This window comes from Mesorhizobium tianshanense (assembly GCF_007830515.1).
GTDB lineage: Bacteria > Pseudomonadota > Alphaproteobacteria > Rhizobiales > Rhizobiaceae > Mesorhizobium > Mesorhizobium tianshanense.
Map to the genome: position 1 here is coordinate 59,294 of NZ_VLKT01000014.1, position 21,602 is coordinate 80,895.

Consider the following 21,602-nt stretch of genomic DNA (forward strand, 5'->3'; position numbering starts at 1 on the left):
CATGTCGTTGTCCCAAACCGCTGCGCACTTTTGGGCGACATGCATCAGATGTTGCGGCTGCCGGGCTTGATCGCCGGTATGGCGGCGAGCTCGGGCGGCAGCCTGTCGGCCGGATAGGCCGGAACCTCGTATTCGGCGAGCGCGATCAGCGGCACGCCGACGTCGGTCTTGCCGGCTGAGCGATCGATGATGCAGGCCGCGGCAACCACCTCGGCGCCAAGCGCGCGCAGGCAGTCGACAGTCTCGCGGATCGACAGTCCGGTGGTGACGATGTCCTCGACTATGACGACGCGCGACCCCCTGGCGATCTCGAAGCGGCGGAGCCTGAACTCGCCCCCTTCCCGCTCGACCCAGATCGCCGGCGCGCCAAGATGGCGCGAGGTCTCATAAGCCGGGATCAGCCCGCCGATCGCCGGGCCGACAACATAGTCGATCCTGCCGGACACGGCGGCGCGGATCTTTTCGGCCAGCGCCTTGCACAGGCGTTCGGTCTTGTCGGCATGCATGAAAACCCGCGCCTTCTGCAGGAAGACCGGGCTTCGCAAGCCGGATGTGAGGATGAAATGCCCTTCGAGAACGGCACCGGCTTCGCGGAAAATGCCCAGCACTTCGTCGGTGTTCATCTCTGCCCTGTCTCCAACACGCTCGTGATTTTAGCCGTTCACGCGCCGCGCATCGCTGACGCTCGAATTGTCCTTGAGCTGCGACAGCAGCCGGTTCAGGTGCTTCAGATCCCAGACTTCGAGATCGATCAGCATTTCGGTGAAATCGGGCGCCGTGCGCACCATCGACAATGTATGGATGTTGGCGTCGTTGGATGCAACGACCTGGGCGATGTCGGCCAGCGAGCCCGGCGCGTTGATGGCCGTGACCGAGACCCGCGCCGGAAACCGCTCCTTGGTGCGCTCGTCTAGGTCCCAGCGCACGTCGATCCAGCGTTCGGGCTGGTCATCGAAAGCCTGCAGCGCCGGCGACTGGATGGGATAGATGGTGATGCCTGTTCCCGGCTGCACGATGCCGACGATGCGGTCGCCGGGCACAGCACCCTCCGGCGCGAAGCGCACCGGCAGGTCGCCGCGGACGCCGCGGATCGGCACGGCGCCGTCCTTCGGCTGGTCCTTGTCCTTGCGTACCGCGCGGCCCGGGATCTGGAACAGCATGCCGGCGGCGTTGCGGATTTTCGACCAGCCTTCCTCACGCTGCTTGGGCGCGGCCAGCGTGACGCGCTCGTCCTTGTAGTCCGGAAATACCGCCTTCATGACATCGGCGGAGGCAAGTTCGCCGCGGCCGACCGAAGCCAGCACATCCTCGACGTCCTTGCGCGCCAGCCGGTGCAGCACCGACTTCAGGCTTTCCTTGGTAAAAGTCTTGCCGGAGCGCTCGAAGGCGCGTTCCAGTATGCGTATGCCGAGACCCGAATATTGCTTGCGGATGGCATTCTTCGTGGCGCGGCGGATCGCCGAGCGCGCCTTGCCGGTGACGACGACCGATTCCCAGGCCGCCGGCGGCACCTGCGCCTTGGAGCGGATGATCTCGACCTCGTCGCCATTCTTCAGCTCGGTCATCAGCGGCATGATGCGGCCGTTGACCTTGGCGCCGACGCAGGTGTCGCCGACATCGGTGTGCACCGCGTAGGCGAAGTCGATCGGCGTGGCGCCGCGCGGCAGCGCGATCAGCATGCCCTTGGGCGTGAAGCAGAACACCTGGTCCTGGAACAGTTCCAGCTTGGTGTTTTCGAGGAAGTCCTCCGGATTGTCGCCTTCGGCAAGCTGCTCGATGGTGCGCCGCAGCCAAGCATAGGCGTTGGTCTCCTTCGAGATCGCGTGGGCGGTGCCATTTACCTTGCCGCCGGCGTCCTTGTAGATCGAATGCGCGGCAACGCCATATTCGGCGATCTTGTTCATCTGGTAGGTGCGTATCTGCAACTCAATGCGCTGGCGCGACGGCCCGACGATGGTGGTGTGGATCGAACGGTAGTCGTTCTGCTTCGGCGTCGAGATGTAGTCCTTGAAACGGCCGGGCACCATCGACCATGTCGTGTGGATGGCGCCGAGCGCCCTGTAGCAGTCCTCGACGGTGTCGACGACGACGCGAAAGCCGAAAATGTCGGACAGCTGCTCGAAGGACAGCGCCTTGGCCTCCATCTTGCGGAACACCGACCACGGCTTCTTCTGGCGGCTCTTGACCTCGGCCTTGATCGCATATTTGTCGAACAGCGTGGACAGTGCCTTCTCGATCTCGGACAGCACGCCCTTGTTGCGCTCGAAGATTTCGGCGAGCCGTGCGGTGACGGCGCGGTGGGCTTCCGGATTGATGAAGCGGAAGGCGATCTCCTCGAGTTCCTCGCGCATGCCTTGCATGCCCATGCGCCCGGCCAGCGGCGCATAGATATCCATCGTTTCCTCGGCGATGCGCAGGCGCTTGGCTTCGGGCACATGGTCGAGGGTGCGCATGTTATGCAGGCGGTCGGCAAGCTTGACCAAAAGCACGCGAACGTCTTCCGAGATCGCCAACAAGAGCTTGCGCAGGTTTTCCGCCTGCTCGGCCTTCTTGGAGACGAGGTCGAGTTTCTTCAGCTTGGTCAGGCCTTCGACCAGCTTGCCCATTTCCGGACCGAACAGCTCGTCGATCTCCGCCCTGGTCGCCGTGGTGTCCTCGATCGTGTCGTGCAACAGGGCAACCGCGATGGTCGCCTCGTCCATGTGCATTTCGGTGAGGATGGCGGCGACTTCGAGCGGATGCGAGAAATAGGGATCGCCGGAGGCGCGCTTCTGGTGGCCATGCTTCTGCATGGCGTAGACATAGGCCTTGTTGAGCAACGCCTCGTTGACGTCAGGCTTGTAGCGCTGGACGCGCTCGACAAGCTCATACTGACGCATCATGGGCGGGATCTCGCAAAGCTGAAATGAATCATGCGCCGCACTGGCGTACGGCGCATGTCATAGATAGCCACGAAACTGCCAACGCGAAAGTGTCGGCAGCCGTCGCAAAGATCAATAATCGTCGCTTTTCTCGGGCGGCACCAGACCTTCGATGCCGGCCAGCAGGTCTTCTTCGGTCATGCGGTCGAAGGCGATGTTGCCCTCGGCGTCGTCGGCGTCGGTTGTCGCAGCGGCGGCACCGCTCTGGTCGGCGATCGCCTCGCCGTCGGCCTCGGGCTCGTCGACCTCGACATGCTTCTGCAGCGAGTGGATCAGATCTTCCTTGAGGTCGTCGGGCGACAATGTCTCCTCGGCGATCTCACGCAGCGCGATGACCGGGTTCTTGTCGTTGTCACGAGGAACGGTGATCTGCGCGCCCTGACTGATCTGACGGGCGCGGTGGCCGGCCAGAAGCACCAGCTCGAAGCGGTTGTCGACCTTGTCGATGCAATCTTCAACGGTTACGCGGGCCATGAGTTTGCCCCTTTCATGCCTGGATTTGACGGAAAACAGGCGCGGTCCATAACCCGAACGCCGTCAAAATACAAGCTTCATGGCGTAGCAGACCTGGACCGGGAGAATACCGAGCCAACGCCGGATCGGCACGCGCCCTGCCTGCGACGATCACAATTGCTTGCAGTGCAGCATCACACCCTTGGATTGCCGCAAAACTGGCGCTATCTCGAATGATAAAGGGCCGGGCAGCATTATTGCGAGGCCGGCCGATAGATCCTGCGCATTTAGACGACCGCTTATTTCAAAAAAGGATATTTCCATGTTCGACCCACGGGAAAAAATCGCCCTTTTCATCGACGGCGCCAATCTCTACGCCACGTCGCGCGCGCTCGGCTTCGACATCGACTACCGCAAGCTTTTGTCGAGCTTCCAGAAGCGCGGCTACCTGCTTCGCGCTTACTACTACACGGCGCTGGTCGAGGATCAGGAATACTCCTCGATCCGGCCGCTGATCGACTGGCTCGACTATAATGGCTTCAAGGTGGTGACCAAGCCGGCCAAGGAGTTCACCGATTCGACTGGCCGCCGCAAGATCAAGGGCAATATGGACATCGAACTGACCGTCGATGCGCTGGAACTCGCCGATGTCGTCGACCATTATGTCATCTTTTCCGGCGACGGAGATTTCCGCACGCTGGTCGAGGCGCTGCAGCGGCGCGGGCGCAAGGTCTCGATCGTCTCCACCATGGCCTCGCAGCCGCCGATGATCTCCGATGATCTGCGCCGCCAGGCCGACCATTTCATCGACTTGATGACGCTGAAGAACGAGGTCGGCCGCGACCCGTCCGAGCGGCCGGCGCGCCGGCCCGAGCCGGCCGAAGTCGACGAGGACGACTATTGACGGCGGCGGTCTTGACCGCGCCCTTGGTCGCCTCTCCCGAGCCCGATCGCGACTGCCCGCTCTGCCCGCGGCTGCGCGACTTTATCGCTGAGTGGCGGCAGCGCGAACCATCCTGGTTCAACGCGCCGGTGCCAACCTTCCTGCCGCCAGAGGGCGAGGATGCCGTCAAGCTGCTGATCGTTGGGCTGGCGCCCGGCCTGCGCGGGGCGAACCGCACCGGACGTCCCTTCACCGGCGACTTCGCCGGCGACCTGCTCTACAACACGCTGATCGCGCACGGCATGGCGCGCGGCCAGTTCAAGGCCATGCCTGACGACGGGCTGGAGCTTGTCGGCACGGCGATCACCAATGCGGTGCGCTGCGTGCCGCCGGAGAACAAGCCGGTCGGCGCAGAGATTGCCACCTGCCGGACGTTCCTGGTACCGACGATCGCGCGGTTCAAAAACCTGCGCGCCGTGCTGGCACTGGGCTCGATCGCGCACCAGTCGACCGTGCGGGCGCTGGGTGGGCGCGTTGCCGCCTATCCCTTCCGGCACGGCGGGCAGCAGCAAGCCAACGGCATCACGCTGTTCTCCAGCTATCATTGCTCGCGCTACAACACCAATACCGGCGTGCTGACGGAAGCGATGTTCGTCAATGTGTTCAGCGAGATAGCGGCGTTTCTGGGGAATTAGATTCAGGCGGCGCAAACAGCTCCGCCAATTTCTCCTGCCCGCCCTGAAGAACGTTCAGGTCGACATCGCCGCTGATGCCGTCGACGCGGCCTCTGTCGTGGTACTGCCAATAAATCCAGTCGTCATGACTTGGCTGCAGCGCCAGCGAACGAACCCAGCGCGGGCGGCCAGCGATCTGGCCGGCATAGGCCTGCGCGGCCCCGTTGGTCACATAGAGGATCGCCGTCTTGCCGAAGGCTGCCTCGACAGGGCCCAGGAAAGCCGAGAGTTCGACATTCAATTCTTCGGGCGATGGCCGCCGCGGACAATTGCCGACGAATTCGATGTCCACCACCGGCGGCAGCAGAGGTTGATCGCGCGGCACGATGGAGATGAAGTTCTTCGCCTGATCGGCGCCGGGCCTGCAGAAAGTGAAGAAATGATAGGCACCGACCGCCAGACCAGCCGCACGCGCCTCGCGCAGATTGGCGTCGAAGGCATCGTCGACATGGTCGCCGCCCTCGGTTGCCTTGATGACGGCGAAGGCGACATCATCGGCGGCAACACGCCGCCAGTCGATCTGCCGCTGATGATGGGAAACGTCGATGCCCCTGACCGGATATTTGCCGCGGTCCGGAGAAAACGTTTGGAGATAGAAATAGAAGCCGACCGCGACGAGGCACGCCAGGATCAGGCTGGCCGCACCCCACAGGACGATCCGGTTGTTCAAGAGAGGCCTATCCCTGTTGAGCCGCCCTGTCCGCCGCTATGGCTCCGGGCGTTCGTCGCTCGAAAAGCCAATCGTTTGGCTTTTCGTCCGCTTCGCGGACCGCTCCTCACCCACGCTCCTTCAGCAGCCGGCCCTTCTCGCGCGACCAGTCGCGCTGCTTTTCGGTCTCGCGCTTGTCGTGCAGTTTCTTGCCGCGGCCGACGGCAAGCAGCAGCTTGGCGCGTCCCTGGTCATTGAAATAGATTTTCAGCGGCACCAGCGTCATGCCTTCGCGGTCGACGCTCTGCGACAGCTTCGCCATCTCGCGCTTGTTGAGCAGGAGTTTGCGGCGCCGGCGCGGCTCGTGGTTGAAGCGGTTGGCCTGGAGATATTCCGGCAGATAGGAGTTGATCAGCCAGATCTCGCCGCCCTCGACCGAGGCGTAGCTGTCCTGGATGTTGGCCTGGCCCTGGCGCAGCGACTTCACCTCTGTGCCGGTCAGCACCAGGCCGGCCTCGATCGTGTCGAGCACCTCATAGGAAAACCGCGCCTTGCGGTTTTCCGCAACGGTCTTGTTGTTGGGATCGGCTTTTCTGACTTGATTCATGATGCGGAGAGGTGGCGCCTCATCCCTAATTAATCAAGCCGGCGTGCTTCATCGCCGCATCGATCTTCTCGGCGGTCGACGGTTCGACCGTCATCAGCGGCGAACGCAACACGTTCTCGACCTTGCCGAGCTTCGACAACGCATATTTCGCGCCGGACACGCCGGGCTCGACGAAGATCGCCTTGTGCAGCGGCAACAGGCGGTCCTGCAAGTCCAGTGCCTTGGCGCTGTCGCCGGAAAGCGTCGCCTCCTGGAATTCGGCGCACAGTAGCGGCGCGACATTGGACGTCACCGAGATGCAGCCGACGCCGCCATGGGCGTTGAAGCCGAGCGCCGAGGCGTCCTCGCCCGAAAGCTGGATGAAATCCTTGCCGCAGGTGGCGCGCTGCTCGGAAACCCGCTCGACCTTGCCGGTGGCATCCTTGACGCCGACGATGTTCTTGAAGTCTTGGCGCAGCCGGCCCATCGTCTCGGGCGTCATGTCGACCACCGAGCGCGGCGGAATGTTGTATATGATGATCGGCAGGCTCGTCGCCTTGGCGACAGCGGCGAAATGCGCGTAGAGGCCGCGCTGCGTCGGCCTGTTGTAGTACGGCGTGACGACAAGGGCGGCATCGGCGCCCGCCTTCTCGGCATACTGGACCAGGCCGACCGCCTCTTCGGTGTTGTTGGAGCCGGCGCCGGCGACGACCGGAACCCTGCCCTTGGCCACCTCGATGCACACCTTGACGACTTGGCGGTGCTCGTCGTGCGACAGCGTCGGCGACTCGCCGGTGGTGCCGACCGGAACCACGCCCGTCGTGCCTTCGGCGATCTGCCAGGCGATGAAGGCGCGAAAGGCTTTCTCGTCGAAACGCCCGCTCTGTTCGAACGGTGTCACGAGCGCGGTAAGCGAGCCTCTCAGCATGTCGTCCAACTCCTTGGGACTTCTCTGGTTCTTGGGTATCTGTCGTGCGCGCCTTCTAGCCGAAAGCGAAGCCGCGCACCATAGTCTCGACACTGTTGCGCGGCAAGCATGGCGGTAGTGCCAGCAAGCGCAATTTGAACGACCCTGGTAGTCCTTTGTTTACGGGCCCTTCATCACCGCCGACTAGCTTCAGTTGATCTGTGCCTGTTGATAATGTGTAAGACAGGGAAATGATGAAGACGATGCCGACCAGGCAGCCTCATTTTTTCGCGCTGCTTGGCGCAATCCTCCTGTTGACGCCCAGCATTCTGGCCGCCGGGACTGTCGATGCGCAGGTCACGTCGGCCATCCCGATGCCAAACCTGCAGAATAATGGCCTGCAGAATAATGGCCAAAAAGACAATGGCCGGCAGGATCCAGGCGGCTCTCCATCCGCCAGCGTCGTCAAGCTGAAGAGCGGCCTCGATGCGCTGGCGGCAAACGATATTGCCGGTGCACGTCAAGTGCGCGAGATCCTGCCGGTCAAATCGCTCGACCAGCACATCCTTGCCTGGGCGATCGCGCTCCATGGCGGCGACAAGGTGCCCAGCGGCGACATTGCCGATGCTGCGAAAATGCTGCCGAACTGGCCGGGCATGATCGCCTTGCGCAAGAACAGCGAGCGAGCGCTCTACCGCGAGAACCCCGCGCCTGACATCGTGGTGCAGGCATTCGGCGGCAGCCAGCCGCTGACAGTCGAGGGCGTGGTGATCCTCGCCCGCTCCTATGTGTCGCAGGGCAACGTCAAGGCGGCGCGCTCCGTGCTGTCGCCTTTCTGGCGCACCGAAAAGCTGGAGGCCAAGGACGAAGCGGCGATCATCCAGGAATTCGGCAAGCTGATCCCGGCAGCCGACCACCGTTTGCGCATGGAGCGCATGTTCTATGCCGACCGGGTCAATTCCGCGCTGCGCGTCGCCGGCCTCGCCGGTGCCCAGCAACTGGCCGACGCCTGGGCGGCGGTATCCAAAGGCGACAAGAAGGCTGCCAAACTGCTGAAGGCGGTGCCGGCGGCGCAGCGTCCGGCCGGTTATATCTTCGCGCAAGCCGAATATCTGCGCAAGCAGAAGAAGTTCTCCGACGCCGCCGCAATGATGATGAAGGCGCCGAGCGACCGCAACGCGCTGGTCGATCCGGACGCGTGGTGGGCCGAGCGCCGGGTGCTGTCGCGCGAACTGGTCGATCAGGGCGACATGAAAACCGCCTACAGAATCGTCGCAGCGCACGCCGCCGAAAGTGCCGCCAACGCGGCGGATGCGGAGTTCCATGCCGGCTGGTACGCGCTGCGCGGCCTCAACGACCCGAACACCGCCGCCAGGCATTTCGCGCGGATCGCCGATCTCGCCCAGGGGCCGATGTCGCTGTCGCGCGCCTATTACTGGCTCGGCCGCGCGGCCGAAGCCGGCGGTCCCGGCAGTGCGAAGGATCATTTCACCCGTGCCGCCGGTTACGGCACGACCTTCTACGGCCAGCTCGCTGGCGAGCGCGTCGGACGGCGGATCCTCAACATCGCCTATCCGCAGCCGAGCGCCGCCGATCGACGGAATTTCGCCAATCGCGAAGCGGTCAGTGCCATCAAGCGGCTGCAGGAGGCGGGCTATGAGCGCTATGCCGACACGCTTTACCGCGACCTCGCCGGACAGTTGACCAGTCCGGGAGAGCTGGCGCTGCTCGCCGCGATGGCGGAAAAGCAGGGCAATCATTTCCTGGCGCTGAAAGTCGGCAAGATCGCCGGCGCGCGCGGCATCGATGTCGGCGCGCTGTCGCATCCGCTCGGTGTCATTCCCGACACCGCCGACATCTCCGGTTCGGGCAAGGCGCTGGCCTATGCGATCGCCCGCCAGGAAAGCGAGTTCAACATCGGCGCCGTCTCCGGCGCCGGCGCGCGAGGGCTGCTGCAGCTGATGCCGGGGACCGCCAGGCAATTGGCGAAGAAGGCCGGAATGACCTTCTCGCAGGCGCGGCTGACCACCGACGCCGGCTACAATGCGACGCTGGGCGCCGCCTTCCTCGGCGAGCAGCTCGGCCGCTTCAATGGCTCCTATGTGCTGACCTTCGCCGGCTACAATGCCGGCCCCAACCGCGCCGCCCAGTGGGTGGCTAGGTATGGCGACCCGCGCGGCAAGGACATCGACGCCGTCGTCGACTGGATCGAGCGGATTCCCTACACGGAAACAAGAAGTTACGTCCAGCGCGTGATGGAGAATTACGAAGTCTACAAGATGCGTATTTCCGGCAAGTACGACATTGTAGGAGATTTGGTGAACGGGCGGAGGTGACGGGAGGGCATTGAGCCGGACAGCCACAGGCTGGCGATCCTTCGCGCCCCCCTCTGTCCTGCCGGACATCTCCCCCACTTGGGGGGAGATTAGCTGTCATCTTCGTTTTCGCTAATCTTCAACGTTAACGTTGCAGAAGAAGCGCCGTCAGCGAAACTGCCGATCTTCCCCCTCGTGGGGGAGATGTCCGGCAGGACAGAGGGGGGCGCCTCCCTCCGACATCTCGCCTGTAGCAATCAGCACAATCCAGAGGAACAGAGTCCACATGCCGAACGACGATGATTTCTCCGACTTCTTCTACGCCTCGCCGGACGGGCTGAAACTCCACGCCCGCATCTACGGCGAAGCGAATTCCGGCCACTGGCCGGTCGTCTGCCTGCCTGGCCTGACCCGCAATGCCCAAGATTTTCACGAACTGGCGCTTTATCTGTCGACGCGGGCGGCGAGAAAAATCGTCGCCTTCGACTATCGCGGGCGCGGGCAGTCCGCTTACGATCCCGATATCAGCCACTACAATGTCGGCGTCGAAGCCGGCGATATCCTCGCCGGGCTGGCGGCGCTGGGGATCGAGGACGCGGCGTTCGTCGGCACGTCGCGCGGCGGGCTGATCATCCATGTGCTCGGCGCGATGCGGCCGGCCATCCTGAGGGCTATCGTGCTCAACGACATCGGCCCGGTGGTCGAGGCCGGCGGCCTTGCCCATATCCGCTCCTATCTCGAGCGCGCGCCGATGCCGAAAACCCATGTCGAGGCGCTCAGTGCCCAGCGCGGCGCGCATGGCAGCGACTTCCCAGCGCTCGCCGGGGCGGATTGGGAGCGGATGGTATCGGCCCTTTACCGCGAGACGGATGAAGGACTGATGCCGGATTTCGACCCGACGCTGGTCGATACGCTGGCGGGTCTCGACGTCACCCAGCCACTGCCAGACCTGTGGCCGCAGTTCGAGGCGCTGGCGGCCATCCCGTTGCTCGCCATACGCGGCGCCAACTCGAAGCTGCTGTCCGCCGAAACGCTCGAACAGATGCGAAAGCGTCATCCCCATATCGAGACGATCACGGTCGAGGGCCAGGGCCATGCCCCATTTCTCGAGACCGGCGGCCTGCCCGGCGCCATTGCCGCTTTTTTGAATCAGGCAGAACTCAAGTTCAAATAAAGTAAAACCCCAAGACCTGATCGGTCCTGGGGTGGTTACAGCAGTATAGAAATGGCCTGAGATTACTTGGCTTTCGAGCTTTTCCTCGGTGCCTTTGCGGCTGCAGGCTCCGCCTTATGCTCGCTCGGCGATGCGGAAGGCGTCGTCAATGGGGACGAAAACACAGAGCTTTCGGCACCCCCAGCGGCCCCGCCGCGAGGCGTTTCCAGCACAGTGACGCAGCCATCGAGGTCATTGGTGGCAAGATGCGCGTAACGCATCGTCATCGAAAGCGTCTGGTGGCCAAGCCACATCTGCACACGCCTGATGTCGATGCCGCCCTGGACGAGACGCGAAGCGCAGGTGTGGCGCAAGATATGCGGCACCACCTGATCGTCGGCGCCAAGGCCGATTTCGGCTTTCGCGTCGTTCCAGATGGCGCGGAACTGCGCCTGGCTCAGCTTGGTGAACGGACCCTTGGGCCGACGGCCTTCGGTGGGCGGCAGCTTGATCACCTCTTTTACCCGCTCGGTCATCGGAATGGTGCGGCTGCGGCCGGATTTGGTGATCCAGAAACTGACGCGATGCTCCTGGATATCGTTCCAGATCAAGCCAAGCGCCTCGCCCAGGCGGCAACCCGTGTCGACAAGAAAGACCGAAAGCCGGTAGGCGTCCTCGCTGCGCTTCCTTATGGCGGCGAACAGCCTGGCCTCTTCGTCCCTCTCAAGGAAGCGAATCCGCCCCGCCCGCTCCTTCTGGCGGCGGAACTCGGGCAGGCTGTGGATATCTCCCATCTTGTGAGCCTTGCGCAGCAGTTTGCTGAGGGCAGCCATCTTCCGGTTGATGGTTGCGTTGCTGTTGCCGCGCTGGCGCAAGGTGCCGATAAGGTTGTCCAGAGTGCTTTGGTCGAAGGCGCTGAAACGCTCCCCGAGGAGAATCTCGTCTATCTCGCCGATGAAGGAGCTGACATTGTATTTATGCCGCCCATCATCCCAAAGTATGTCCCGGTATGCTGAAAAAAGCTCTCCAACCCTGTACGACTTTACTTCCCGTATCTTATTGTAACTGTATTTTATCTTGGAAATTTGAGAAGAAAAAACCGAAAAATGATCAGAGGGCTCATCCTCTTGAATCGCTTCGTTCGTCATAATTCGCCACACCCCCGAGTGGATGGATCAAGACCTATCCGCTTGGAAGCGCCCTTTCAAGAGTTTTTGATCACGCAGTTGTGATTTCATCCGCCATCAACGGATCCCACGAAATCGTCCCACGGACCCTATTCAGCTACCGTTACCCCCTGTTCCTTCTGTTTGACCCTGTTCCAGTCACGAAACAAAAACAGCCCGGGCATTTATGCGCCCGGGCTGAATTTCACTTGTATTAAGTCCAGCCTTTAGAACGAGCGCTGGAAGCGGAGGATGCCGCCGATGGCGTCGTCGTCACGTGCGTCGGTCCAGTCTGAATCGCCGACGTTGACGTAGTCGACTTCGGCCGTGATCGTGAGGCCGGGGACGACGTCGTAGGCGATGTTCGCCGCGACGGCGAAGTTCTCGTCGTCATCATAGGAAAGCTGGGTGTTGAACGAGGTCTTCTCGTTGAACTGGTAGGTGCCACCACCCCAGAGTGCCCAGTTGCCGCCCCACAGCTTGTACATGCCGCGACCGCCAGCGGGGTATGCCCAGGTCGGGTCCGTGAGATTGTCGTCCGTGCCATAGCCGCCCATGATGAACAGCGACAGTGCGTCGTTGACGGTCACATCCAGGCGAACCTTGCCGGAAACTTCTTCGTAGTTGCTGTCGTAGGCAATGACGCCGGTGATAGCGCCCCAGCCCTGCGTCCACTTCACGCCGCCGACGACATGCGGAACATAGCTGTCGATCGTGAAGTCGCCATAACCTTGCTCGAGCGAGACCACGGCCGAGAAGCCGTTGCCAGCGTCGAAGTAGTACTGGATGACGTTGGTGTCGAAACCACCGTAGGGAACCAGCGTATCCATAATGACGCTGCCGGCGTAGCCGATGAACGTATCGAAGGCCGATTCGTCCTTACCGACGCGGAGACCACCGAGCTGGATCCAGGCGAAGTTCAGCGAAGCGCCGCTGTTGCCAGCGGGGTTGAGGCTGAAGACCGGATCCCCAGTTACTGGGTCATAGTGATCAAGCTCGGCGTGGCTGTTGCTGTTGTTGAAATTGAAGCGGGTCTCGGTGTAGGTCTTCAAGGTGCCGAGTTCGGTTTCCTGGCCGGTCCAGGTCCTAAACGTGAAGCGGGCACGCTTGCGGTAGGTGTCGTTCACGCCACCGTCCTCGTGGTCGCCGGACTCAGCACCGGTGAACGCGCCGACGTCGCCGACGCCGATGTCGTAGCGGATGTAGCCGCCGATGCGCAGGCAGGTTTCGGTGCCGGGGATGTAGAAGTAGCCAGCGCCGTAGACGTCGCAGATCCTGACGTATTCAGCGGGCTCCGGCTCGGCAACGACGACGGCGTCGGCGGCGTGCGCACCGGAAACTGCGACCAGTGCCGCAGCTGAGCCGAGAAGAAGGCTCTTGATGTTCATTTTCTGACCTCCAGTCAGAATCGAACGAAGCAGCGGACTCGGCGAGGTGTACTTTTGCGGTAAGTAATTGTTATTGCGTAATTTCTATGGAAATCGCCGATTTTCGTGATCGCAAAAAAAGTTCACCACAGACGCTTGTTGGCGAAAGCGTGCCCCGAACCGGATTTGAGATACCGCTCGAATGAAGTCGCCTTGGCCTGGCTTGAGAAGGCCATATAGGTCACGATTCGCCACGGCAGGAACTTGGATGTGTGGCTGGATTTTCCGGCATTATGGTCGGCAATCCGTCGTTTCAGGTCTGAAGTCACGCCGATATAGCGCTCACCTTCAGCAGCCCTGCTTTCCAGAAGATACACATACCACACGAATCGGCCCTCCTTCGCCATCCTGCTTCGCGGTACGGGCTTCGCAGGACAAGTCCCGTGTGTATGCTGTTAGCGGAAAGGGGACTGCCAACCTTAGTTTTCAAGGGTTTGCGGCCCTCCTTCGCCGAGGCTTCGGAGGGCATCCTGCTTCGCGCAGAAGGTTGGGCTTGTCCTGCGAAGCGCGCAGCGCGAAGCAGGATGGCGGAGAGGATGGGATTCGAACCCACGAGAAGCTTTTGACCTCTACTCCCTTAGCAGGGGAGCGCCTTCGACCACTCGGCCACCTCTCCGTTTCGCCGGTGGATAAAGAAAAGCGCGGCCACAAGCAACAAGCCCGCGCCATTATCATTGAAAAAACCGATTTCCGCCGAAGCGCCGCTTTTTCGCCATGCGACGGAACTGCGGCAATCCCTTGGCCGGCGACTCGATACATGGTCGCGATTCCGGCAGGCAATCGCCGGAATCGGCCGGTTTGCAAGGGCTCGCCCAAGGGCTTCCAGCGGCCGATGGTTAATGGGAGCTTTCCGAGTGAGGCCAAATCGTGTCATTTGTGCAACAACACTTGGGGATAGCACCCGCACAGACCTTTTGCCGGTACGATGGTGGTTGAACGCCGCCGCCTCATGGGTAATGTCGAATTCGAAGGAGCGGCGCGGTGCGCATCTTTTTCGGTAGTGGGGATGGGGCAGGGAACGCTGTCCTTCAGCAAAGAATACCCAGACCCGTTTTTTAACTTTTGACTGGAGGTCAGAAAATGAACATCAAGAGCCTTCTTCTCGGCTCAGCTGCGGCACTGGTCGCAGTTTCCGGTGCGCACGCCGCCGACGCCGTCGTCGTTGCCGAGCCGGAGCCCGCTGAATACGTCCGCATCTGCGACGTCTACGGCGCTGGCTACTTCTACATCCCCGGCACCGAAACCTGCCTGCGCATCGGCGGCTACATCCGCTACGACATCGGCGTCGGTGACGTCGGCTCGTTCGACGGTGCGACGAACTGGGACAAAGAGGACGGCGACGAGAACGACACCTATCGGAAGCGTGCGCGTTTCACGCTGAAGACCTGGACCGGCCAGGAAACCGAACTCGGCACCTTGAAGACCTACACCGAGACCCGGTTCAACTTCAACAACGCCAACGCCCACGCCGGCAGTTACGTCGACGATGATGGGTACACGGTCCTCGTCCCCAACAACGCTGGCAACAGCGGCGCTTCGCTGAACTTCGCCTGGATCCAGCTCGGTGGTCTCCGCGTCGGTAAGGACGAATCGGCCTTCGATACGTTCATCGGCTATGCCGGCAACGTCATCCAGGATACGCTGGTTCCCTACGGCGGCTTCGACACCAACGTGGTCCAGTACTACTTCGACGCCGGCAACGGCTTCTCCGCCGTCGTCTCGCTCGAAGAAGGCTATGGCGACTTCACGATCGACAGCTACGTTCCGCATGTCGTCGGCGGTCTGAAGTGGACGCAGGGCTGGGGCGCGATCACCGGCGTCATTGCCTACGACAGCAATTACGAAGAAGTTGCCGGCAAGGTTCGCCTTGACGTCACGCCGATGGAGAACCTGTCGCTGTTCATCATGGCCGGCTATGGCACCGACGACAACTACACGGACCCAAGCTACGTTTTCTCGGCAGGCGGCCGCGGCATGTACAAGCTGTGGGAAGGCAACTGGGCGGTCTGGGGCGGTGGCACCTACACCATCAACGAGAAGACCTCGTTCAACACCCAGATCTCGTATGACGAAGGCGAAAACCTCGGCGTCGCTGCCAACATCGCCTACGACATCGTTCCCGGCATGACGATCACGGCCGAAGTCGACTACGTCCACGTCGGAGAGTTCGACCCGCTCGAACCCAACTGGACCGGTGCGGACGACGAGGACAGCTTCGGCGGTCTCCTTCGCTTCCAGCGCTCGTTCTAATCAGCAGCGTCTGACTGAACTCGAACCCGGCGGGCAACCGCCGGGTTTTTTGTGTCTAGGACCATTTTTGATGCAGGCGGGACAGCGCCCCCCTCTGTCCTGCCGGACATCTCCCCCACAAGGGTGGAGATTGGCGGCTGCACTGACCGCACCTTCTCTTCAACGTTGGAGATTTGGCGAAAGCAGCGACGACGGCCAATCTCCCCACTTGTGGGGGAGATGTCCGGCAGGACAGAGGGGGGCGCGAAGGATCGCTACAGAGCGCTATTATTCCAGCCGCTGCATTCCGGCTAACGAAGGCACAGCTAATCGCAGATGCTGGGATTTGGCGGCTGAAGGTCGGCTGGCAGGAAGCCTATACGATCTAGAATCTCGCGGTCCACGCAATGTGGACCGCCGACCTCAAGTCAAATCTCTGCGAGGTCGCCCAGCGACTGTATCAGCGGCTGAATTTCGTTTTCATAATTCTTCCAGCGCTTGACGGACGATTTGTAAATCGGTTGACGAACCTGCCAGCGACTGGGCGTATTGACCGAACCGCCCCTGTCGAAAAAGCGCAGGCAGGCGTCATCCCAAGGCAGCCCAATATAATCTATGAGGCGGCGCGACTGCGCTTCCTGGTCCTCGACCAGCGTTTCATAGCGATTTTCGAAGATTAGGCCCGGAAAAACCTTGTTCCAATGCCGCATCAGGCGGTCATATTCGCGATAATACAGGCCTAGTGTTTTCAGGTCGGTGTTGTAGCTGTGTCCCTCGCTGAAGTTGAGGACAAAGCAAGAGACGCAATTGTCGATGGCGTCACGACGGCAATGAATGATGCGCGCGTTGGGAAAGAGAAGGCCGATAAGGCCAATCATTTCAAAATTGTGTGGCATCTTGTCCACGACGCGAAGCGCGGCAGGCGCCCGCTCCCGCAAATAGGACAGATGCTCTTCGGCCAGCGTTCTGGACAGGTCTTCCGTGATCGACATGATTGGCCGGCTCAAATCTCCGGCCGATGAGGTTTTGAGGCCGATCGCATTCGCGACCCGCCTTAGTTTGGCAAGCTCCCCTGCCCCATGAACATCGGGATGGCTGGCGCAGATCTGTTCCGTGAGCGTCGTCCCCGAGCGGGGCATGCCAACCACGAACACAGGCACTTCAGAAGGATTTCCATAGCCGGTTCTGGCAGCCAGAAAGTCCGGCGTGAAGGTTTCAATCATCGAGTCGATCCAGCGACGATACAAGTCGATATCGAACTTGTAGCCGGACGCCTGTTTCGCCTTATTGAAATGGTCGAATGCCTCATCATAACGTCTGAGGTCGTTCAGCACCTTGCCGGCGGCTTGATGGAGTTGCTGCGCGCCGGCTGGATCGAGCTTCGGGCTGGCGAGTTCACGAAGGATGGATTGGAGTTCCCCGGGCTCTTCGGTGAACTTTCGCGTCTGTACAAAGTCGTTGTAGGCGGTCGGCACCTCGATGCGACGTTCGATCGCTTCTTTCAGGTAGACGGCGGCTTCATCCATGCGCCCCAAGCCGCTGAGCGCGCTGGCCAGCCCCGCTCGAGCCTTGGGATGGTCGCGGTTGATTTTCAGCGCCTTCTCGTAAAGCGGCAATGCCATGTCGGGTTTGTCGAACGCAATATAAGCGCGCGCCAATGCACAAAGTGCTTCGACAAGGCCGGGCTGCAGTTCCAAGGCATACTGCATATGCTTGATTGCTGGCGTATATTCGCTGACCTTGAGATAGGCCTCGCCCAGGCTGAGGTGGTAGTAGGGATTTTTAGGTTCCTCGCCGACCGCCCGTGCGAAATATCGCAAGGCCATCTCATTATCATAACCCAGATATAAGGTCCCCAGGATGTACAACGCGAGCGGATGGTTCGGCGTGCGCGCCAGAACCCGAAGGCATAAGTCCTGTGCCTCGTCGAGCCGCTTTGCCTGCTGAAGGACATATGCCTGTTTCAGCAGCGCGTCGTCGGCCTGCGCACGCGATTGAGCGTTTCCTTGATTCACCATCGGCTTCAGTATCGGCACCTTCGCTTTCGGCGCGGGTGCGGGTTTGAGGTGCTTGGACCAGGCAGGTGGGAGTCGATTGTTCATGGTCTCTCGCTAGCAAAAAGAGCCGAAGGAATCCAGCATGCTGGTTGCAGCCAAGGCGGGAGCTTGCGCGACCAACTGTGCCGCGCTAGCAAGAAGGCCCTTTTCGAACGAGCCTTTGCCATGCGCCAGCGCCCTCCCCTCACGCCGATCATCGGTGCGCTTCCCTCGACGGTGCCGTTTGTCGGCCCGGAGGCGCAGGAGCGTGATCGCTGCCGCGCGTTTCGCGCCCGCATCGGCGCCAATGAGAGCAGTTTCGGCCCCTCGCCGCGCGTCATCGCCCGCATGGCCGGCGTCGCCCGCGACATGTGGATGTATTGCGACCCCGACAATCACGATTTGAAGGTGGCTGTCGCCGCGCATCTGGGCGTGAGCGCCGAAAACGTGGTGGTCGGCGAAGGCATAGACGGGCTGCTCAGCCTGGTGGCACGCATGTATGTGGCGCCTGATGACGCGGTGGTCACCTCGCTCGGTGCCTATCCGACCTTCAATTTCCATATTGCCGGCGTCGGCGGCCGGCTGGTCACGGTCGCTTACGAGAACGACCGGGAAAACCTGGACGGCCTGTTGGCCGCGGTGCGTAAGGAAAATGCGCCGCTGGTCTATCTGTCCAACCCCGACAATCCGATGGGAAGCTGGTGGGAGGCGGCCGAGCTCATTCGCTTCATCGAAGCCTTGCCGGAAACCACCATGCTGGTGCTCGACGAAGCCTATGGCGAGCTGGGGCCGGCCTCGGCGCTGCCGCCGATCGATATCTCGCGGCCGAATGTCATCCGCATGCGCACCTTCTCGAAGGCCTACGGGCTGGCCGGCATACGCTGCGGTTATGCGGTGGCCGAGGCTCAGGTGATCCGCGATTTCGAGAAGATCCGCAACCATTACGGCGTCAGCCGCATGGCGCAGATCGCCAGCGTCGAGGCGCTGGCCGATCAGGACTATCTCCAAAGCGTGGTGACGCGGGTCGCCGCCGGCCGCCGGCGCATCGCTGAAATAGCCGAGGCCAATGGGCTGAAGCCGCTGCCCTCGGCAACCAATTTCGTCACCATAGACTGCGGCGGCGACGGCGCCTTCGCGCTGAAGGTGCTGCAGGCGCTTTTGGCGCGCGATGTGTTCATCCGCAAGCCGATGGTGCCGGTGCTCGACCGCTGCATCAGGGTCAGCGTCGGCCTCGACCACGAGCTCGACATCCTTGCCGAGGAACTGCCCGGCGCGCTGGCGGCGGCACGGGGGAACTGAGGATCGCAAAGCCGCGTTTCTCCCCCCCTCTGTCCTGCCGGACATCTCCGCGCAAGCGTTGGTAGCTCCAATAGCCGCGCTTTTCTTCAACGTTAGAGATTGGCGAAAGCTGAAGTGACATCCAAGGCGCCCGAAAGCTCCGGCATCTTGAATTAATTGAACGTTCGTTTTATTATTGCGCTTCTCGATGAGGTGACCATGGCGCGCACAACCGGTTCCGACGGAGAAAAGACCGAGGCAGCGGTCCGCGAGGCGGCGGTCAACCTGATCGCGCGTCTCGGCTACGAGGCGATGTCGATGCGCCAGCTGGCCGCCGAGGTCGGCGTCCAGGCCGCCGCGCTCTACCGCTATTTTCCGACCAAGGAAGACCTCCTGTTCACGCTGATGCGCGAGCACATGGAAGGGCTGATCGAGGCGTGGGACGCGGCGCGCCCCGCCGCGGCCGATCCGGCGACGCGGCTTGCCGCCTATGTCGAAAACCACATCGCCTTCCACATCGAGCGCCGCCATTCCACCCATGTCTCGAACATGGAGCTGCGAAGCCTGTCGCATGACCGCCTGACGCAGATCCTCAAGCAGCGCACGGCCTATGAAAAGGAGCTGCGCGCCATCCTGCGCGACGGCTCGGAAGTGGGCGTCTTCAGTGTCGACGATACCGGCCTCACCGCCATGGCGCTGATCCAGATGATGACCGGCGTCATCGTCTGGTTCCGGCCAGGCGAGCGGCTATCGATCTCCGAGGTAACCGCCACATATCTTTCAATGACAATGCGCCTGGTTGGGGCAAAGGCCCATGGCGTGACAACGACCTACAGCGCCGCGCGTCCCTTTGGACGCACCAAGGACGCTGCGGCATTTTGATTTCGCGAATGATCCTCGGCGGACCGAGGGTCAGCGCAGCAAAGAGCGAGTTCGATATTCGCTGATGCGAACCTTCGGTTCGGAATCATGCGGCGGGAGGAAACGGCATGTACACGCACACGCTCAATTTCGGGCTTGATGAAGACATCGAGGCGCTGCGTGACCTTGTGCGGCGCTTCGCCCAGGACAAGATCGCGCCGATCGCCGCCGAGATCGACCGCTCGAATGAATTTCCGGCGTATCTGTGGGCCGAACTCGGTGCCCTCGGCCTGCTCGGCATCACCGCCGATCCGGATTTCGGCGGCACCGGCATGGGCTATCTCGCCCATGTCGTCGCGATGGAGGAGATTTCGCGTGCCTCGGCCTCGGTCGGCCTTTCCTACGGCGCCCACTCCAACCTCTGCGTCAACCAGATCAATCGCTGGGCGACGCCCGCGCAGAAGGAAAAATATCTGCCTGCGCTGTGCTCGGGCGAAAAGGTCGGCGCGCTGGCCATGTCGGAATCCGGCGCTGGCTCTGACGTCGTGTCGCTTCGGCTGCGCGCCGAAAAGCGCAACGACCGCTATGTGCTCAACGGCACCAAGATGTGGATCACCAACGGGCCGGACGCCGAGACGCTGGTCGTCTATGCCAAGACCGATCCGGAGCTCCATTCGCGCGGCATCACCGCCTTCATTGTCGAGAAAGCTTTTGCTGGCTTTTCAGTGGCGCAGAAGCTCGACAAACTTGGCATGCGCGGCTCCAATACCGGCGAGCTGGTGTTCGAGAATGTCGAAGTGCCGTTCGACAATGTGCTGCACGAGGAAGGGCGCGGCGTCGAGGTGCTGATGTCTGGTCTCGACTACGAGCGCACCGTGCTTGCCGGCGGCCCGATCGGGCTGATGGCGGCGTGCCTCGATGTGACGGTCCCCTATGTGCATGAGCGCAAGCAGTTCGGCCAGCCGATCGGCGAGTTCCAGCTGGTGCAGGGCAAGCTGGCCGACATGTATACGGTGATGAGTGCGGCGCGTGCCTACGTCTATGCCGTCGCGGCCGCTTGCGACCGCGGCCAGACCACGCGCAAGGACGCCGCCGGCTGCGTGCTGTTTGCCGCCGAGAAGGCGACGCAGATGGCGCTCGACGCCATCCAGTTGCTGGGCGGCAACGGCTACATCAACGACTATCCAACCGGCCGGCTTTTGCGCGACGCCAAGCTCTACGAGATCGGCGCCGGCACCAGCGAAATCCGCCGCTGGCTGATCGGGCGGGAAATCATGGCGGAGGGAATCTAGTGAGCGCGGGTTCGGACTTTTGTCGAACCTTCGTCGACCCGCTTTCGGGCGACTTCGGCAAGCGTGTCCGAAATCCACTGATTGATGGATTTGCCGTCGCTGGCTGCCGCCTTACCCAACAAGGCATGAATTTCCGGCGTGGTACGCAGAGCGAGCTTGCCGGAGTAGGGCTTTTGGGGCTCGGTGCCATGCTCCTTGCAAAAGGCAAGATAGTCGTCGACGCTGTCGTGAAACGATTTCACCAGCTCGTCCGCACTTTCGGCCTGGAAAGTCACAATGTCACGAATGCCGAGGACACGGCCATGGAACACCATATCCTCGTCATCAAACTCGATCGATCCAGCATAACCCTTGTAAAGCTTCATGGCCTTATTCCAACATTTGTCAGAAACTCGCGGATGTCCCTGATTGCCCACCGCTTGGTATCGGGTGATGGATGCGGACGATGAAGAAATAATGTCTGGCCGGCGATGGTGAACCTGACTCGAGAACCGCTTCCCTCGGACATCTCCGCTCCGAGTGCAATCAACAACGCCTCGACATCCCGCCATTTGATCGAGCCACTCACTGGGTCCGCAAAAATGGCTTCCAATGTTTGCCTGTGTTTTCCGCGCATGATGACCTCCATGGAAAATGCCCCGGCAGGAAGCGCCGGGTTCGCCGTTGGCGGTCGCACGTCATGCGCGACGAAACTCAGATTTGATAGCGAAAT

Annotated in this window: 20 protein-coding genes and 1 tRNA gene; 8 read left to right on the plus strand and 13 right to left on the minus strand. The window is 61.6% G+C overall.

Features of this window, described 5'->3' with window-relative positions; translation table 11 throughout:
* Positions 1–44: 44 nt before the first annotated feature.
* The 3 genes from pyrE to rpoZ all read right to left on the minus strand — a co-directional run bounded on the left by pyrE (position 45) and on the right by rpoZ (position 3,395).
* Positions 45–623, minus strand: coding sequence for an orotate phosphoribosyltransferase (pyrE, locus tag IQ26_RS13170; RefSeq protein WP_145717591.1), 579 nt, complete (start codon positions 621–623; stop codon positions 45–47).
* Between the two features lie 30 nt (positions 624–653).
* Positions 654–2,882, minus strand: coding sequence for a RelA/SpoT family protein (locus tag IQ26_RS13175; RefSeq protein WP_145717594.1), 2,229 nt, complete (start codon positions 2,880–2,882; stop codon positions 654–656).
* Positions 2,883–2,993: 111 nt separating this feature from the next.
* Positions 2,994–3,395 carry a DNA-directed RNA polymerase subunit omega gene (rpoZ, locus tag IQ26_RS13180; protein ID WP_145717596.1) on the minus strand — a complete coding sequence of 134 codons (402 nt, stop codon included), beginning with the start codon at positions 3,393–3,395 and terminating at the stop codon, positions 2,994–2,996.
* Between the two features lie 301 nt (positions 3,396–3,696).
* Here rpoZ and IQ26_RS13185 point away from each other — a divergent pair, with 301 nt between their 5' ends.
* The gene (locus tag IQ26_RS13185) at positions 3,697–4,278 is read left to right on the plus strand and encodes a LabA-like NYN domain-containing protein (RefSeq protein ID WP_145717603.1); all 582 of its coding nucleotides are present in this window, start codon (positions 3,697–3,699) and stop codon (positions 4,276–4,278) included.
* Positions 4,275–4,952: a uracil-DNA glycosylase gene (locus tag IQ26_RS13190; protein WP_407660240.1), complete on the plus strand. Its 678-nt coding sequence runs from the start codon at positions 4,275–4,277 to the stop codon at positions 4,950–4,952. Before IQ26_RS13185 ends, IQ26_RS13190 begins: the two co-directional genes overlap by 4 nt.
* Here IQ26_RS13190 and IQ26_RS13195 read toward each other — a convergent pair.
* The 3 genes from IQ26_RS13195 to dapA all read right to left on the minus strand — a co-directional run bounded on the left by IQ26_RS13195 (position 4,921) and on the right by dapA (position 7,154).
* Complete coding sequence (locus tag IQ26_RS13195; protein WP_145717610.1) at positions 4,921–5,661, minus strand: glycoside hydrolase family 25 protein; 741 nt, start codon at positions 5,659–5,661, stop codon at positions 4,921–4,923. The two genes, IQ26_RS13190 and IQ26_RS13195, sit on opposite strands and share 32 nt — an antisense overlap.
* A 106-nt stretch (positions 5,662–5,767) precedes the next feature.
* On the minus strand, positions 5,768–6,247 hold the full coding sequence (gene smpB / locus IQ26_RS13200; protein WP_006202221.1) for an SsrA-binding protein SmpB: 480 nt from the start codon (positions 6,245–6,247) through the stop codon (positions 5,768–5,770).
* A 25-nt stretch (positions 6,248–6,272) separates the two neighbouring features.
* Positions 6,273–7,154 carry a 4-hydroxy-tetrahydrodipicolinate synthase gene (gene dapA / locus IQ26_RS13205; RefSeq protein WP_145717617.1) on the minus strand — a complete coding sequence of 294 codons (882 nt, stop codon included), beginning with the start codon at positions 7,152–7,154 and terminating at the stop codon, positions 6,273–6,275.
* Positions 7,155–7,396: 242 nt separating this feature from the next.
* Here dapA and IQ26_RS13210 point away from each other — a divergent pair, with 242 nt between their 5' ends.
* Together IQ26_RS13210 and IQ26_RS13220 are read left to right on the plus strand one after the other, a co-directional pair.
* Positions 7,397–9,469 (plus strand): lytic transglycosylase domain-containing protein, encoded by a 2,073-nt coding sequence (locus tag IQ26_RS13210; RefSeq protein ID WP_145717944.1) that lies wholly within the window; start codon positions 7,397–7,399, stop codon positions 9,467–9,469.
* Between the two features lie 265 nt (positions 9,470–9,734).
* Positions 9,735–10,622, plus strand: a complete 888-nt coding sequence (locus tag IQ26_RS13220; protein WP_145717624.1) for an alpha/beta fold hydrolase — start codon at positions 9,735–9,737, stop codon at positions 10,620–10,622.
* Positions 10,623–10,684: 62 nt separating this feature from the next.
* On the opposite strand, the gene IQ26_RS13225 is transcribed toward IQ26_RS13220, so the two are convergent.
* The 4 genes from IQ26_RS13225 to IQ26_RS13240 all read right to left on the minus strand — a co-directional run bounded on the left by IQ26_RS13225 (position 10,685) and on the right by IQ26_RS13240 (position 13,810).
* Complete coding sequence (locus tag IQ26_RS13225) at positions 10,685–11,749, minus strand: tyrosine-type recombinase/integrase (protein WP_208760156.1); 1,065 nt, start codon at positions 11,747–11,749, stop codon at positions 10,685–10,687.
* A gap of 245 nt (positions 11,750–11,994) precedes the next feature.
* Entirely contained in the window at positions 11,995–13,155 is a 1,161-nt protein-coding gene (locus tag IQ26_RS13230; protein WP_145717631.1) for a porin, read from the minus strand.
* A gap of 122 nt (positions 13,156–13,277) precedes the next feature.
* Positions 13,278–13,520 (minus strand): GIY-YIG nuclease family protein, encoded by a 243-nt coding sequence (locus tag IQ26_RS13235; protein ID WP_145717948.1) that lies wholly within the window; start codon positions 13,518–13,520, stop codon positions 13,278–13,280.
* Positions 13,521–13,719: 199 nt separating this feature from the next.
* Positions 13,720–13,810 (minus strand) — tRNA-Ser (locus IQ26_RS13240).
* Positions 13,811–14,274: 464 nt separating this feature from the next.
* Here IQ26_RS13240 and IQ26_RS13245 point away from each other — a divergent pair.
* On the plus strand, positions 14,275–15,444 hold the full coding sequence (locus tag IQ26_RS13245; protein WP_145717641.1) for a porin: 1,170 nt from the start codon (positions 14,275–14,277) through the stop codon (positions 15,442–15,444).
* 407 nt (positions 15,445–15,851) lie between these two features.
* Here IQ26_RS13245 and IQ26_RS13255 read toward each other — a convergent pair whose 3' ends face one another.
* On the minus strand, positions 15,852–17,525 hold the full coding sequence (locus IQ26_RS13255; protein ID WP_145717654.1) for a tetratricopeptide repeat-containing sulfotransferase family protein: 1,674 nt from the start codon (positions 17,523–17,525) through the stop codon (positions 15,852–15,854).
* Positions 17,526–17,645: 120 nt separating this feature from the next.
* On the opposite strand from IQ26_RS13255, the gene IQ26_RS13260 reads away from it, so the two are divergent.
* The 3 genes from IQ26_RS13260 (at position 17,646) to IQ26_RS13270 (ending at position 20,890) form a co-directional block, all read left to right on the plus strand.
* On the plus strand, positions 17,646–18,758 hold the full coding sequence (locus IQ26_RS13260; RefSeq protein WP_145717681.1) for a pyridoxal phosphate-dependent aminotransferase: 1,113 nt from the start codon (positions 17,646–17,648) through the stop codon (positions 18,756–18,758).
* A 198-nt stretch (positions 18,759–18,956) separates the two neighbouring features.
* Entirely contained in the window at positions 18,957–19,619 is a 663-nt protein-coding gene (locus tag IQ26_RS13265) for a TetR/AcrR family transcriptional regulator (protein WP_145717695.1), read from the plus strand.
* A gap of 107 nt (positions 19,620–19,726) precedes the next feature.
* Entirely contained in the window at positions 19,727–20,890 is a 1,164-nt protein-coding gene (locus IQ26_RS13270) for an isovaleryl-CoA dehydrogenase (protein WP_145717706.1), read from the plus strand.
* On the opposite strand, the gene IQ26_RS13275 is transcribed toward IQ26_RS13270, so the two are convergent.
* Both IQ26_RS13275 and IQ26_RS13280 read right to left on the minus strand, forming a co-directional pair.
* Positions 20,887–21,255, minus strand: a complete 369-nt coding sequence (locus tag IQ26_RS13275) for a type II toxin-antitoxin system HicB family antitoxin (protein ID WP_145717718.1) — start codon at positions 21,253–21,255, stop codon at positions 20,887–20,889. The genes IQ26_RS13270 and IQ26_RS13275 overlap by 4 nt on opposite strands.
* Positions 21,252–21,518, minus strand: a complete 267-nt coding sequence (locus IQ26_RS13280) for a type II toxin-antitoxin system HicA family toxin (protein ID WP_420846396.1) — start codon at positions 21,516–21,518, stop codon at positions 21,252–21,254. The genes IQ26_RS13275 and IQ26_RS13280 overlap by 4 nt, the downstream gene beginning before the upstream one ends.
* Between the last annotated feature and the right edge of the window lie 84 nt (positions 21,519–21,602).

Coding starts and splice junctions, on each gene's coding strand:
- IQ26_RS13280 (WP_420846396.1), bottom strand. CDS start 21,518: ATGGAGGTCATCATGCGCGGAAAACACAGGCAAACATTGGAAGCCATT.
- IQ26_RS13255 (WP_145717654.1), bottom strand. CDS start 17,525: ATGAACAATCGACTCCCACCTGCCTGGTCCAAGCACCTCAAACCCGCA.
- IQ26_RS13275 (WP_145717718.1), bottom strand. CDS start 21,255: ATGAAGCTTTACAAGGGTTATGCTGGATCGATCGAGTTTGATGACGAG.
- IQ26_RS13270 (WP_145717706.1), top strand. CDS start 19,727: ATGTACACGCACACGCTCAATTTCGGGCTTGATGAAGACATCGAGGCG.
- IQ26_RS13260 (WP_145717681.1), top strand. CDS start 17,646: ATGCGCCAGCGCCCTCCCCTCACGCCGATCATCGGTGCGCTTCCCTCG.
- dapA (WP_145717617.1), bottom strand. CDS start 7,154: ATGCTGAGAGGCTCGCTTACCGCGCTCGTGACACCGTTCGAACAGAGC.
- IQ26_RS13265 (WP_145717695.1), top strand. CDS start 18,957: ATGGCGCGCACAACCGGTTCCGACGGAGAAAAGACCGAGGCAGCGGTC.
- IQ26_RS13225 (WP_208760156.1), bottom strand. CDS start 11,749: ATGACGAACGAAGCGATTCAAGAGGATGAGCCCTCTGATCATTTTTCG.
- IQ26_RS13175 (WP_145717594.1), bottom strand. CDS start 2,882: ATGATGCGTCAGTATGAGCTTGTCGAGCGCGTCCAGCGCTACAAGCCT.
- IQ26_RS13245 (WP_145717641.1), top strand. CDS start 14,275: ATGAACATCAAGAGCCTTCTTCTCGGCTCAGCTGCGGCACTGGTCGCA.
- IQ26_RS13185 (WP_145717603.1), top strand. CDS start 3,697: ATGTTCGACCCACGGGAAAAAATCGCCCTTTTCATCGACGGCGCCAAT.
- IQ26_RS13230 (WP_145717631.1), bottom strand. CDS start 13,155: ATGAACATCAAGAGCCTTCTTCTCGGCTCAGCTGCGGCACTGGTCGCA.
- rpoZ (WP_145717596.1), bottom strand. CDS start 3,395: ATGGCCCGCGTAACCGTTGAAGATTGCATCGACAAGGTCGACAACCGC.
- pyrE (WP_145717591.1), bottom strand. CDS start 623: ATGAACACCGACGAAGTGCTGGGCATTTTCCGCGAAGCCGGTGCCGTT.
- IQ26_RS13220 (WP_145717624.1), top strand. CDS start 9,735: ATGCCGAACGACGATGATTTCTCCGACTTCTTCTACGCCTCGCCGGAC.
- smpB (WP_006202221.1), bottom strand. CDS start 6,247: ATGAATCAAGTCAGAAAAGCCGATCCCAACAACAAGACCGTTGCGGAA.
- IQ26_RS13210 (WP_145717944.1), top strand. CDS start 7,397: ATGCCGACCAGGCAGCCTCATTTTTTCGCGCTGCTTGGCGCAATCCTC.